The organism is Lentzea sp. NPDC102401 (assembly GCF_044765805.1).
GTDB classification, from domain to species: Bacteria; Actinomycetota; Actinomycetes; order Mycobacteriales; family Pseudonocardiaceae; genus Lentzea; species Lentzea sokolovensis.
In genome coordinates this window covers 132,342-145,772 of sequence record NZ_JBIWKS010000004.1, presented here as the reverse complement: position 1 = coordinate 145,772, position 13,431 = coordinate 132,342, and the positions used below count along the sequence as shown (strand labels likewise).

The following is a 13,431-nucleotide window of genomic DNA, read 5'->3' as shown; positions in this document are numbered from 1 at the left end:
TGGGGGTGTGAGCGTGCGAGCGCTCGTACTGGGGCCGATCGAGGTCTGGGTCGGCGACAGACAGGTCGGTCTGGGTGGGCCGAAGCCGCGGACGCTGCTGGCCGCGTTGCTGTTGCAGCCGCGTCAGGTGGTGCCGGTGGAACGGCTGATCGACCTGATCTGGGGAGAGTCACCGCCGCAGACCGCGGGTGCGCTGGTGCACACCTACGTGTCGTCGTTGCGGCGCGCGGTCGGTACGGCGCTGGTCACCAGGGCGCCGGGGTACCTCCTCGACCTGGACAGCGACGTCGAGCTGTTCCAGAAACACCTGACGACGGCGCGGCAGGCCGAACGGGCCGGCGACCACGCCACCGCGATCACGCACTACCAGCACGGACTCGCCTTCTGGCGCGGGCCGGCGTTGCACGGCGTCGACGCGCAGTTCGCCCGTGGGCACGCGCTGTCGCTCGAGGAGTCCCGCCTGAGCGCCGAGGAAGGGCTCGGCCGCTGCGAGCTCGCGCAGAACCGGGTCGAAGACGCGATCACACGGCTGTCGGCGCTCGCGAACGCCCACCCGACCCGGGAGGAGACGCGTGAGCTGCTCATGCGGGCCTTCCACCGCGCCGGACGGCAGGCGGACGCGCTGCACGTCTACCGCGACGCCCGCGAGCACCTGCTCGACGAGCTGGGCATCGAACCCGGCGAGAAGCTCAGGGACCTGCACTCGGCGATCCTCACCGGCACCCTGGAGATCGCTCCGCCGAAGCTGACGGTGACGCCGCCCCCCGCGGCGGTGACGACGCAGCAGGTCGTCCCGCATCACCTGCCACCCGACATCAGCGACTTCATCGGCCGTCAGGAGGCGTTGAAGCAGGTCCTCGGTCTCACCGAGGGACGGGAGGCGGACACCGCGACGCCGATCGCGGTCGTGTCCGGGTTCGGTGGCGCCGGCAAGTCCGCGCTGGCCGTGCACGCCGCGCACCTGCTGCGGAAGTCGTACCCGGACGGGCAGCTGTTCGCGGACCTGCGCGGTGGCGGGCGGAACCTCGAACCGCAGGAGGTCATCGGCCGGTTCCTCGCCCTGCTCGGCATCCCCGGCCAGGACCAGCCCACCGCTCCGGACGAACGCGTCGAGCTGTACCGGCGCACGGTCGCGGATCGGCGGCTGGTGATCGTGCTCGACAACGCCCGCAGCGAGGCGCAGGTCCGGCCGTTGTTGCCGGGCAACGCGAACTGCTTCGTGATCATCACCAGCCGCAGCCGGCTCACCGGGCTGGAGGGCGCCGAGCCGGTCGAGCTCGGGTTCCTCAGCGACGAGGTCAGCGAGGAGATGCTGCGACGGATCGTCGGCGACGAGCGGATCGACGCGGAACCCGAAGCGGCGCAACGGATCGCGCGGCTGTGCGGCGGCGTTCCGCTGGCGTTGCGGGCGGCGGGCGCGAAGCTGCTGGCGCGGCCGCACTGGCCGTTGAAGACGCTCGCGAAGCGGTTGTCCGACGAACGGCGAAGACTCGACGAGCTGGAGATGGGCGACCTCGCGATCCGCTCGTCGCTCAAGCTGAACTACGCCGAGCTGGACACCTTGCACCGCAAGGCCTTCCACCTGTTGTCGGTGCTCGACCTGCCGGACTTCGGCGCGTGGGTCGCGGCGCCGTTGCTGGACATTTCGCCGTACGACGCGGAAGACGTCGTCGAGCACCTGGTCGATCTGCGGCTGGTGGACGTCGCCGGCGTCGACCAGATCGGCAGGGTGCGTTACCGGTTCCACGACCTGGTGCAGCTCTTCGGCGCCGAACAGGCCTCGGGCGAACCCGCCGCGGAGGCCGTCTCGCGCCTGCTGGAGACGTGGCTCTCGCTGGTCGAGACCGGGGCGAGGAAGCTGCCGCGGGTGACGCTGGGGCTGCGGCCCCGGCTGCACGCCGAGATCGAGGTGGACCCGCGGCTGGAGGAGGACGTCGAGGAGGATCCGACCGGCTGGCTGCAGTCCGAGACGGACGCCGTCGTGCGTGCCGTCGAACGCGCGCACGACCTCGGTGTCGACGAGCTGACCACGGCCGTGATCACGTCGCTGCTCTCGTCGCCCTTCGCGGCACGCAACCAGTTCGGCAACTGGCAGCGCACTCACGTGGTCGCGCTGCGGTCGGCGCGAGAACGCGGCAACCGGCGGGCCGAGGCCGTGCTGCTCGCCGGCCTCGGGCAACTGCGCTACGAGCAGGACGACTTCGCGGCGGCGCTGGCGAACTTCCAGCAGGCGGCGGACATCGCGGCCGACATCGACGAACCGGAGACGCTCGCCGTCGCCTACGTCGGCATGGGCACGGTCCGGCGCGACCTGGCCGAGTTCGACCTGGCCCGCGACCTGCTGGACAAGGCGATCGCGCTGGGGGACGACGGTGTCGTCGCGGCCGCGAGCTACGGCGTCGGCGCGATCCACCGCGACCACGGCGATCCGGCCGAGGCCACGCAGGCGTTCGAACGGTGCGTGGAGCTGTACCGGGCGCTGGAGGACAGGCGCGGCGAGGCGCTGGCGTTGCGCGGCCTGAGTCTGTGTCACCGGGCGGCGGGGGCGTTCGCGGAGGCGGTGGAACTGAGCAGGGAGGCCGAGCAGGTCCTGCGCGAGGTCGGGGACGAACTCGGTGCCACGTATGCGGTTCAGGCACTGGCGAAGGCGTTGCTGCGGACCGGCGAACTGGACGGTGTGGACGACCTGCTGGCCGAGTGCCTGGACGTCTGCACACGTCAGCGCGACCGGTTCGGGGCCGCGCTGATGACCAGGACCCTCGGCGAACTCGCGCTGGCGCAGGGTCGTGAGCAGGCGGCTGCGGACCTCCTGCAGGACGCGCTGAACCAGTGGACCGTGCTGGGGCTGCCGATCTGGCAGGCCCGCACGATGCGTGACCTGGCGGCGGCGACCGCGGACGACGAGATGTGGTCGCGTGCCAGGGAGTTGTTCGCGTCGCTGGGCGCGCGGGAGGCGAGGGAACTGGCGGGGCTGAGCGCCGGCGAGTGGCGCTCAGCCCTGTAGCCGCTTACGACAGGCGCGGGGCGTCGACGGCCCAGTACCAGTTGTTGCCGGCGTCGAAGAGACGCCAGGAGACGCGCGCCGTGCGGGCACCGGACGGGACGGTCACGTTCAGCGAGATCTGCTGGGCGAGGCCGTTCGCGTCGTGGGTGCGGACGACCTGCTCCGCGCCGCCGTCGAACGACACGCTGACCGTGCCGCGCTGCGTGCCCTCCTGCAGGTAGTGCGAGAAGTAGTCCAGCTTCACGCTCGACCTGCCCGTCACGTCGTACGCGGGCGAGGTCAGCGTCGAGTCGAACTTGCCGCGCGAGGCCGGTGCGCCCTTGTCGTCCCACTCGTCGGGGTCGGCGACGGCGAAGACGCCCCGTGCGCGCACGTTCGCCTCACGCGACTGCGAAGGCGCGGTGCGGGTCCAGAAGTCGTCGGTGGTGAACGACCAGCCCTGCCACTCCGCGACACCCTGCGGCATCGACGACGCCGTGGTGACCGTCCAACCGGCCGGACCCTGGTGTGTCCACCCCAGCACCGAAGCAGGCACCCCGGTCTCGTCCTGGCGCGGCTTCAGCGTCACCGAGTCGAACGGGTCGACCGGCGCGGTGCCGAGCGCGTAGCCGTCGAGCGAGACGGAGACACCGAGGTGCTTCAACGCGGACGCGGCCACGTCCACCAGCTTCGGCGCCACCGCCGGTCGCGCCGAGCCGGTGGAGATCACGAACGTCATCCGCTCCTCGGGCGAGTCGCCGCCGTGGCCGCCCGCCGCCGTGTGGCCGTGGTCGGTGGTGACCATGATCAGCCAGTCCTCGGACGCGTACGACGGCCGCGACTCGATCGCGCGCACCAGACGGCCGACCTGCGCGTCGTTCGCGCGCATCGCCGCGTCGTACTGGGAGGAGTCAGCGCCGTTGCTGTGGCCCGCGATGTCGATCTGACCGAGGTAGACGAACGACGCGTCGGCGGCGTCGGCCTTCAGGTGCTGCTCGGCGTCGACGGTGATCTTCTCGTCCGAGCCGGTGTAGCCCGCCGTGTCACCGTCGAGCACGTACTTGCGGTCCTGGCCGGTGCGCAGGATCTGGTCGCTGATCGGCTTCCAGTCCACCGCCGCGTACGTCGACAGGGCCGGGTTCGCGGTGTTCGCGCGCTCCAGCCAGCTCGGGTACGACGTGAGGGCGTTGCCGGAGAAGGAGTTGTCCTTCACCTTGTGCTTGTCCGGCCACACGCCCGTGAGGATCGTCGACCAGCCCGGTCCGCTGGAGGTCTGGGCCATGCCCGACCCGTACAGCGCGCTGCGGGCGCCGTAGCCGCGGTTCAGCAGCGCCTTGATGTTCGGGGTGTCGGCGCCGACCAGCTTGTCGTACCGGGCGCCGTCGAGCCCGATCACGAGCACCTTGGGCGTCTTCGCCGGGGCCGCGACGGCAGCCGGGGTTACCAGCAGAAGAGGCAGCAGCAACGCAAGAGCAGCTCTTGTCATGACAGGCAGACTTGCTGCCTGCAACCGTCTTCAGCAATGGGGTGCGTCTTGAGTTCACCCGGACTTCGACAGTTGTCAGTACAAGTTCACTGCTTGGCCGTCACCTGCACGTCGCGCGCGGTCAGTTCGGCGGCGCACTCGGTGCACTCGACCTTCGCCCGCACGCCCCCGCCGCAGTCGCGGTGGTGCAGGTGGAACGACTCCTCTTCTTCCGGGGCCATCCACTTCTCGCCCCACGTGCGCAGCGCCATCAGCACGGGATAGAGGTCGCGGCCCTTCTCCGTGAGGCGGTATTCGTGCCGTGTGCGGCCATCTTCGTGATAGGGCACGCGCTTGAGCACGTTCTCCTGCAACAGCACGTTCAGCCGGTCGGTCAGGACGCTTCGCGAGATGTCCATCGTGGCCTGGAAGTCCTCGAAGCGGCGGGTGCCCAGGAAGATCTGGCGGAGCAGCAGCAGCGTCCAGCGTTCGCCCAGCAGCGCCGCGGGGCGGCTCAGCGTGCAGGGCATGCTCGCGAAGTTCGAGTACGGCATGACTCCAGGATATCCCTTGCGTTCGATTTTCGAACTCAGCTACAGTTCGGATTCCGAACTCAGAGGGGTCGATCCTCATGCGCGTCACCGAGCTCAACCGCGACACCGCTCCGGAAGCTGTCGACGCGGTGTTCGAAGGACTGTCCGCGCGAAGCCGCTACCTGCGCTTTCACTCGCCGACGCCTCGGCTGACCGCGTCCGCCCGCCGGGTGCTGGTCGACGTGGACGGCGAACGTCACGCGGCTGTGTGCGCCCGCGTCGGCGGCGACCCGATCGGCATCGCCCGCGTGATCAGGACCGGCGAGTGCGGCGCGGAGATCGCGGTCGCCGTGGTCGACCTGTGGCAGCGCCGCGGCGTGGGCCGCCTGCTGCTGGAGGAGCTGACCTCGATCGCGGCGCGGATGGGTGTCGCGCAGTTGCACGGCGACGTCCTGCCCGACAACCACGCGATGCTCGCGCTGGTGCGCAAGGTGCTGCCCGGTGTGCGGCTGACCAGGGAGATCGACACGATCCAGCTCAGCTACCCGCTGGCCTGGGTGACCGCCGAGATCAGCGACGCCGACCTTATAGAAAGCTTGCAGGAGATTTAGAGACCTCACCTCGACGATGGCCGGGTGACCACCGCACGTGCCGCCGGCCGCCTCATCCTCCGCTCCGAGATCGTGGAGCGCGCGTGTTCCTGGTTGCGCGACTCGGTCCCCTACAGCCAGACGAGATTCCACCAGAACGAACACGGCATCTACCGCGCCGACTGCTCGGGGTTCGTGTCGATGGCGTGGGGCCTGCCGGGCAGGCCGGAGGACCGGCACGGCGGCCTCGACACCCCTGGCCTCGCCGTGGTGAGCAGTCTGATCACCGCGCCCGAACTGCGGGCGGGTGACGTGGTCATCCGCACGGACGGCACCAACCTCACCCGGCACGTCGTGATCTTCGCCGCGTGGGCGGAGGAGCCCGGCCGGTACTGGGCCTACGAGCAGGCCGGTGAGAACCGCACGCGTCTGCGCGCCGTCACCTATCCCTATGAGAACGGGGAAGAGCTGTACGTGCCGCGCCGGTATCTGAGCGTGGTGGAGTAACCGCTTGGGCCGTTTCTCCGATGGAACTGGCATCGAGACCCCGTCAGCGCTCCGGAAGGACAGGCCGACCACGTGAGCAACCGCCACTCCGACCGTGCGCAACCGCAGGAACATCCGACGTTCGACCGGACCGAAACTTCACACCGCCTTGCTAACGTGACCGGCATGAAACGGTGGGGGATGCTGGCGGTCGCAGCGGCGGCCATCACGTTCGGTTCGACGCTGGCCATGCCGGACGTCGCCGTCGCCGCCGAGGGCGGGGTGATCTGCGGGACGTACGAGGCGAACTCCAAGATCACGCGCAGCGAGATCCTGGCGCGCTCGCGCACGTGGATCAGCGCTCGTGTGCCGTACAGCCAGAGCGACTGCTTCGGCAACAAGTACGGCGCCTACCGCACGGACTGCTCCGGCTTCGTGTCGATGGCCTGGGGCCTGCGCATCTCCTACACCACGCACATCCTCGAGCAGGTCGCGCACCGCATCGACTGGGCGGACCTGCGCCCCGGCGACGCGCTCAACGACCGCCTGAACCACGTCGCGCTGTTCATCGGGTGGGCGGACGCGGCCAAGACGCGGCCCATCGTGCGCGAGCAGGCAGGGCCGGACGGCAGCAGGCCCGTGCAGCGCGTGTGGAGCGCCGCCACGGCTCGCCAGTACGTGCCGCTGCGCTACAACAACATCCTCGAGGCCGGCAGCGGTGGCTCCGGCAGCGAGACCCCGGTGACGGACAAGCTCGTCGTCAGCGCCGGCCCGCAGATCTCGAACACCGGGCAGCAGCAGCTCGAGATCTTCGCGCGCGGCACGGACGGCACGATCATCACGAACTTCCACAAGACGAGCCGCTGGAACGGCTGGCAGCAGCTCGGGTCCGAGGCCTTCGCCGGCGACCCGGTCGCGCTGATGAACCCGCAGACGAAGATCGTCGAGGTGTTCGCGCGCGGTACGGACGGCAGGATCTACCGCCGCGTCGACGGCCAGTGGCTCGCCCTGGGTGACACGGCCGTGGCGGGCGACCCGACGCTGGTGTGGAACGACAGCACCAAGGCCGTCGAGGTCCTGGCCCGCGGTGCGGACGGCCTCCTGCTCCGCTTCACCGACAAGTGGGCGCCGGTCGGCGACCGCAAGATCGAGGGCGATCCGGCCGTTGCCGACAAGGACGTCTACGCGCGTTCCGCCGACGGCAAGCTGATCAAGTGGGACGGCAGCACCTGGGCGGACCAGGGAGACAAGAAGATCGTCAGCGACCCGAGCGTCGCCGTCGACCAGGTCTTCGTCCGCACCGAGTCCGGCAGCGTCGAGCAGTACGCGGCGGGCGTCTGGACCACGTTGGGCGGCAAGGGCACCGGCGCTCCGTCGGCGGTCTTCAACTCGACGACCGGCTCCATCGACGTCGTGCAGCTCGGTGAGGGCGGCATCGTCGAGCACGCCCGCGCCAGCGACAAGGGCTGGACCACGTGGGCCAAGCTCGGCACCACCAAGGTCTCCGCGCCGCCGACCGCGATGTACCACGCGCAGACGAAGACCGTCGAGGTCTTCGCCCGCACCGACGAGGGCAAACTGGTCCGCCGCTTCTACAAGGAGAAGGCCGGCTGGAGCCAGTGGGCCGTGCTCGGCGACAAGAGCGTCAGCTGAGTCGTTTCACGGCGTCCAGCACGACTTCGAAGAACCGCTCCACGTCCAGGCCGACGGCCACCCGGGCGTTGGGCGGTTCTTTCGTTCGGCCGTGCAGGTCCACGACGGTCGCGCCGCGCGTGAACGTGCCGGTGGTCTCGATCCCCACGAACGCCTCGACGCACGTCACCAGCGACGGGTCGATCACCCGCGCCATCGCCACCGGGTCGTGCAACGGCGGCGCCGCGAACCCGAACACCTCGCGATAGGTCGCGGCGAAGAACGTCATCAGCTCCCCGCACATCCGGCCGAGCGACCCCAGGGCGTTCAACCGCGCCACGATCTCCGGCGTCACCAACGCCTGATGCGTCACGTTCAGCCCGATCATCGTGATCGGCACGCCGCTGGAGAACACGATCTGAGCCGCTTCGGGATCGACGTAGATGTTGAACTCCGCGTACGGCGTGGTGTTGCCGCGCTCGGTGGACCCGCCCATGAGCACGATCTCGCGCACCGCCGAAGGCCCGTACCGCCGCAGGTACAGCGCCACGTTCGTCAACGCGCCGGTCGCCACCAGCGTCGCCGGCATGTGGGCGTGCATCACGTCGATCGCGTGTTCCTCCACCACGCCGACGGTCAGCGCGCCGAACGCCGGGCCGTCCATTCCGGACTCGCCGTGGATGTCCTCCGCCACGTGGAGGGGGCGCACCAACGGCTGGGCCGCCCCGCGGGCGATCGGCACCGAGATTCCGGCGGCCGAGCAGACCCGTTGTGCGTTCGAGGTGACCTTGTCGAGCGTCTGGTTCGCAGCCACGGTGGTGATCGCGCGCAGGTCGATCTCCGGTGAGCCGGCCGCGAGCAGGATCGCGATCGCGTCGTCGTGGCCGGGGTCGCAGTCGAGCACCACAGGAGTCGGCATGAATCCATCCTGCCGTTCCCGTCCCTCCAGCGGCTACCGTGAGGAAAACGTTTGCAGGGGAGGCCGGAGATGGCTCGCAGGCGCTATGCGGTGGTCGGCACGGGATCGCGGGCGGAGCGGCACGTCCACGCCATCGCGGTCGAACACGCGGCCACCTGCGAACTCGTCGCGTTCGCCGACGTGAACCGCACCAGGATGAACGTCCACAACGACCGGCTCGCCGCTCTGGGGGTCGAGCCGGTGCCCACGTACGACGCGGCCGACTTCCTCAAGATGCTGGACGAGCAACGAGTCGACGTCGTCGTCGTGACCACTGTCGACCGTCACCACGACACGTACATCGTGGAGGCTCTCGACGCCGGGCGGGACGTCGTGACGGAGAAGCCGATGACGACGGACGTCCCGTCGGCGGGCAAGATTCTGGATGCGGTGCATCGCAACGACGGCAACGTCACGGTCACCTTCAACTACCGCTACAACCCGATCCACGAGAAGGTGCGCGCGCTGCTCGCGGACGGCGCTGTCGGCGAGATCGGGTCCGTGCACTTCGAGTGGCTGCTCGACACCCGGCACGGCGCCGACTACTTCCGCCGCTGGCACCGCGACAAGGCCAACTCCGGCGGACTCATGGTGCACAAGGCGACCCATCACTTCGACCTGCTCAACTGGTGGGTCGGTTCGGTGCCCGAGACCGTGTACGCGCACAGCCGGTTGTTCTTCTACGGCGAGGAAAACGGCAAACGCCACGGCTACGCCCAAGACGATCGGTTCGACATCAAGCTGGAGCAGAACGACTGGCTCAAGAAGCTCTACGTCGACGCACGGCACGAGGACGGCTACCGGCGCGACCAGAACCCGTTCGAGCCCGGTGTGTCCATTGAGGACGACATGTCGGTGCTCGTCCGCTACGCCAGTGGCGCGAACCTGACGTACCACCTCACGGCCTACTCGCCGTGGGAGGGCTACCGGCTGATGGTCAACGGCAGCCTGGGACGTCTCGAACTCGAAGTCGTCGAGAACTCCTGGGTGTCGGGCCAGGACCCGGCCGTGCACGGCGTCAACGCCAACCCGGAGCAGGGCTGGGCGAAGCTCTCCGTGCAGCGGCTTTTCGAGGAACGCGAGGACATCCTGCTGGAGTACGACCGGGACGGGCACGGCGGCGCCGACCAGCGCATGGTCGACGCGCTGTACGGACCGCCCGGGCAGGAAGACCCGTTGGGACGCAAGGCAACGCATTACGACGGCACGCTCTCGTTGCTGACCGGGTTCGCCGCCAACCGCAGCTTCGAGACAGGGAAACCGGTCCACGTCGCCGACGTCATCGACCTTCGCTGAGGCTGGACGCCCCTCTTCGTTCGGGGCCATGTGATCTTCGGGCCAGTCCAGGCCGTGCTCGCGGATGGCGCCCTCTTAGCGGTGACCGCGCTCCCGGCGCCATTGCCCGTTCGGGTGGCGGTGTTGACCGCTTCGGCCCCGTTGGAGCCTGGATGCTGTCGCAAACGTGTCTTGGTTGGCGCGGCGCATTGAAATTCCACCCACCTCGGCTGATGCTGATGGCCGCGTTGGTGGTCGCCGGTGTGCTGGTGTGGGCCCTGCCTCCGCTGGCGCTGGTGATCGGCGGACCCCTGGCGCCCGCGGCTGAGTCCACCCGAGAAGGGTGAGAGCGATGCGTGTTGCGCTGGTCGGCGCTCGTGGTCACGGGGCGCGGCACGTGGAGAACCTGGTCCGGCTCGGCCACGACGGCCTCGCCACGTTCGTCGGCGTGGTCGACGTCGTGGACGTGGACGCGCCGGTGCCGTCCTACCCGGACCTGCCGTCGCTGGCCGCCGAACTCCATCCCGAGGTCGTCGTGATCTCCTCGCCGCCCGCGACGCATCGCGACCTCGTCCTGGCCGCGTTCGAACTGGGCTGCGACGTGCTGGTCGAGAAGCCCGCGGTGCTGTCGACGACCGAATTCGACGACATCACCGCCGAGGCGCTCAAACGCGGGCTGGTCGGCCAGGTCGGGTTCCAGACGCAGGGGACGGGCTCGTACCGGCGGCTCTGCTCGTTGATCGGTTCCGGCGCGCTGGGCGACATCACCGGCATCGGCGCCGCCGGGCGTTGGGTGCGTTCGGACTCCTACTACGAACGCTCCGACTGGGCGGGACGGCAGGGCGAGGACGGGACGCTCGTCAACCCGTTCGCGCACGCACTGCAGAGCGCACTGCTGCTCGCCGATGTCGAGGAACGGACCGACATCGCTGTGGAACTGGAGCTGTACCGGTGCCGCGACACGATCAGTGCGGACGACACGGCCTGCGTGCGGGTGACGGCCGATGGCGCGCCACCGGTCGTCGTCGCCACCACGCTCTGTGCGACGACATCGTTGCCACCGGTCGTCCTCGTGCACGGAACGCTAGGCCAGGCCGTCTGGTGGTACGACGACGACAGACTCACGGTCAACGACCACCGCATGGCCGTGGCGCCGTCCGTCGATCTGCTGGAGAACCTCATCCGGCACCGGCAGACCGGCGAGCCCCTGGTCGCGCCGCTGGCCGCCGCGCGGGCGTTCACGTCGATCGCCGAGCAGTGCGGCAAGGCCGACGTGCCGCTGCTGCCCGCCCGCCGCGTCGGTGACCGGGTGGTGCTCGACGGCATCGACGAGGTCGTCGTGCGCGCCGCCGAGAAGCTCGCGACCTTCACCGAACTGGGCTGCGGATTCGGGCGGTAGTCTGCCGCGCAGTTCGCCGCGTTCGGGGAGTGTTGCGTTGGACACCTACATCGAGCTGAAGGACGTCCGGGTCACCGGTTACGTCAGCACGGGCCTGATAGGGCTGGTCGCCGCCGAGTCCGTCTGGGGCACGATCAACGACTGGCAGGGCGGATCGTCCTCGTGGAGCTTCCTGGCCATCATGATGGTCATCCCCGCGGGTGTGGCGTTCGTCATCTGGTTCCGCAGCGCCACCCACAACGCCGAGGCGATCGCGCTGCACGGCGTGCGCCTGGTGTCACAGGTGTGGAAGGCGAGCGACCCGGCGCAGCGCGAGGTGCCGTTCGCCCAGCGCGTGGCGAGTCCGCTGATCAGACCGTGGCAGCTCACGTTCCTCGCGATGGTGCTGTGTGACGTGCTGGAGTCGTTGCTGCTCGACACACCTCTGTACGTCGTGTTCTCGACGCTGTCGACCTTGTGCGCGATCGGGGCGGCCGGGCTCGCCTGCTACGTCATCTTCCGGATCTCGATCATGCAGCAGAGGTTCGCGGTTCCTCAACGCAGGCGTGGCTGAGTCCTGGGGGCATGCGGTAGACTTCTTCATTGGTTGCGGTTTTGTGTTCGTGTGCTTATCACGCTCGCCGAACTTCAGTTGCGAGCGCTTCTCCTTCTTCGCGGATGGGGCGGTCGGCTCTCGACCAACCACGGGGCAGTCGCAAAGTGCGGCTTGCTCTTCAGCATTGAAGGAGCAGTACATGGCAAACGGCACCGTCAAGTGGTTCAACGCCGAAAAGGGCTTCGGCTTCATCGCCCCCGAGGACGGCGGCGCTGACGTCTTCGTCCACTACTCGGCCCTCAACGGCGGCGGCTACCGCAGCCTCGAGGAGAACCAGAAGGTCTCGTTCGACGTCACGCAGGGCCAGAAGGGCCCGCAGGCGACGAACGTCACCGCTCTCTGACGTTGTTTCACACCCGCAGGGCCCCCGGGACTTCCCGGGGGCCCTGCGGCCGTTCTGGGACCTTGCGGCCGCCACTAGCCTGGCTCGATGCCGTTGCTCGGACCAGCCGATCCGCTGCCGCACGTGCCCCGGCGCATCCTCGTCGCCGGCAACGCCGGATCCGGTAAATCGACTCTCTGCCTGCGCATCGCCCGCCGGCACGACCTGCGGCGCGTGGAGCTGGACAGCCTCTACTGGGGTCCACGGTGGACGCCGCGGCCGGAGTTCCTGGACGAGGTGGCCGCGTTCGCGCGCGAGGACCACTGGGTCACCGAATACCAGTACAAGGCGGCGCGGCCCGCGTTGCTCGCGCGGGCGGACACCGTGGTGTGGCTCGACCACCGGTTCCCGGTCGTGATGGCACGGCTGGTGAGTCGCACGATCAGACGTCGCGCGGCAGGAGTGGAGTTGTGGAACGGTAACCGGGAGTCGTCGCTGTGGTCGGCTTTCACCGATCCCGGGCACATCCTGCGGTGGGGCTGGAAGAGCTACCGGCGCAACCGGGTCAGGGTGCTCGCCCTGGTCGACGACGTCGTGGTCGTGCGGCTGCGCGGGCAGGGACAGGTGGAGCGGTGGCTCTCCGGCCCGCTCGCCTCGGTCGGGGAGGAGCGTGCTCGGTGAGAACGGCGCTGGTGCTAGGCGGGACCGGCATGCTGGCCGGCTGCGCGGGACAACTCGTGGCACGAGGGTGGCGGGTGGTGCTGCCGTCGCGCACGCGGCCGCTGATGGCCGACGACGGTCCTGGACGGGCGGCGCGCGCGTCGATCTCGCGGGGACATCGGCCGACCTGGGTCAGGGCCGACTGGGAACAGCCCGCGAAGCTCGCGGCGGAGGTCGAGGACGAACTCGACGGCCGGCCGGTGAACCTGCTGGTGGCGTGGGTGCACGACAGCTATCGCGTGGGCGTGCTCAACGCCGTGCGGCACCTTCTCGCAGAAGACGCACCGGTGGTGGAGGTGTACACGTCCGTGCCCGTACTGGACCCCGTGCTTCCGCACCCGACGCAGCAGGTGTTGCTCGGCCCCTTCGCGCACGACGCGACGCTGCGCACGAACCGTGCGGTGCTGGAGGCCGTCGAGCGAGGACTGGCGGGACGGGCGCCCTCGTTGCACCACGAGGACGCCCGCTGACGC

13 protein-coding genes are annotated in these 13,431 nt (G+C 69.4%); 10 read left to right on the top strand and 3 right to left on the bottom strand.

The window, feature by feature from the left end; all coding sequences use genetic code 11:
* The first annotated feature begins 13 nt into the window (after positions 1 to 13).
* Positions 14 to 3,004 (top strand): AfsR/SARP family transcriptional regulator, encoded by a 2,991-nt coding sequence (locus ACIRG5_RS15735; RefSeq protein WP_402905183.1) that lies wholly within the window; start codon positions 14 to 16, stop codon positions 3,002 to 3,004.
* 4 nt (positions 3,005 to 3,008) lie between these two features.
* Here the strand turns inward: ACIRG5_RS15735 and ACIRG5_RS15730 are convergent, their stop codons facing one another.
* Both ACIRG5_RS15730 and ACIRG5_RS15725 read right to left on the bottom strand, forming a co-directional pair.
* Positions 3,009 to 4,469, bottom strand: a complete 1,461-nt coding sequence (locus ACIRG5_RS15730) for an alkaline phosphatase family protein (RefSeq protein ID WP_402905181.1) — start codon at positions 4,467 to 4,469, stop codon at positions 3,009 to 3,011.
* A gap of 86 nt (positions 4,470 to 4,555) precedes the next feature.
* A complete protein-coding gene (locus ACIRG5_RS15725) occupies positions 4,556 to 5,002 on the bottom strand; it encodes a helix-turn-helix domain-containing protein (RefSeq protein ID WP_319977087.1) in 447 nt (148 codons plus the stop codon).
* Positions 5,003 to 5,079: 77 nt separating this feature from the next.
* Between ACIRG5_RS15725 and ACIRG5_RS15720 the strand changes: the two genes are divergently transcribed.
* From ACIRG5_RS15720 to ACIRG5_RS15710, 3 genes are all read left to right on the top strand, one after another.
* Entirely contained in the window at positions 5,080 to 5,592 is a 513-nt protein-coding gene (locus ACIRG5_RS15720; protein ID WP_402905179.1) for a GNAT family N-acetyltransferase, read from the top strand.
* 24 nt (positions 5,593 to 5,616) lie between these two features.
* Entirely contained in the window at positions 5,617 to 6,078 is a 462-nt protein-coding gene (locus ACIRG5_RS15715; protein ID WP_402905177.1) for a hypothetical protein, read from the top strand.
* A 165-nt stretch (positions 6,079 to 6,243) separates the two neighbouring features.
* Positions 6,244 to 7,710: a hypothetical protein gene (locus ACIRG5_RS15710; protein ID WP_402905175.1), complete on the top strand. Its 1,467-nt coding sequence runs from the start codon at positions 6,244 to 6,246 to the stop codon at positions 7,708 to 7,710.
* Here ACIRG5_RS15710 and ACIRG5_RS15705 read toward each other — a convergent pair.
* Complete coding sequence (locus ACIRG5_RS15705; RefSeq protein WP_402905173.1) at positions 7,703 to 8,608, bottom strand: nucleoside hydrolase; 906 nt, start codon at positions 8,606 to 8,608, stop codon at positions 7,703 to 7,705. The two genes, ACIRG5_RS15710 and ACIRG5_RS15705, sit on opposite strands and share 8 nt — an antisense overlap.
* A 69-nt stretch (positions 8,609 to 8,677) precedes the next feature.
* On the opposite strand from ACIRG5_RS15705, the gene ACIRG5_RS15700 reads away from it, so the two are divergent.
* The 6 genes from ACIRG5_RS15700 (at position 8,678) to ACIRG5_RS15675 (ending at position 13,428) form a co-directional block, all read left to right on the top strand.
* Positions 8,678 to 9,943 (top strand): Gfo/Idh/MocA family protein, encoded by a 1,266-nt coding sequence (locus tag ACIRG5_RS15700; RefSeq protein WP_402905171.1) that lies wholly within the window; start codon positions 8,678 to 8,680, stop codon positions 9,941 to 9,943.
* Positions 9,944 to 10,274: 331 nt separating this feature from the next.
* Positions 10,275 to 11,321 (top strand): Gfo/Idh/MocA family protein, encoded by a 1,047-nt coding sequence (locus ACIRG5_RS15695; RefSeq protein WP_402905169.1) that lies wholly within the window; start codon positions 10,275 to 10,277, stop codon positions 11,319 to 11,321.
* Between the two features lie 37 nt (positions 11,322 to 11,358).
* Positions 11,359 to 11,874: a hypothetical protein gene (locus ACIRG5_RS15690; protein ID WP_402905167.1), complete on the top strand. Its 516-nt coding sequence runs from the start codon at positions 11,359 to 11,361 to the stop codon at positions 11,872 to 11,874.
* Between the two features lie 181 nt (positions 11,875 to 12,055).
* A complete protein-coding gene (locus tag ACIRG5_RS15685; protein ID WP_086665400.1) occupies positions 12,056 to 12,259 on the top strand; it encodes a cold-shock protein in 204 nt (67 codons plus the stop codon).
* An 87-nt stretch (positions 12,260 to 12,346) separates the two neighbouring features.
* Complete coding sequence (locus ACIRG5_RS15680; protein WP_402905166.1) at positions 12,347 to 12,919, top strand: AAA family ATPase; 573 nt, start codon at positions 12,347 to 12,349, stop codon at positions 12,917 to 12,919.
* Entirely contained in the window at positions 12,916 to 13,428 is a 513-nt protein-coding gene (locus ACIRG5_RS15675) for a hypothetical protein (RefSeq protein WP_402905164.1), read from the top strand. The genes ACIRG5_RS15680 and ACIRG5_RS15675 overlap by 4 nt, the downstream gene beginning before the upstream one ends.
* Positions 13,429 to 13,431 lie beyond the last annotated feature (3 nt).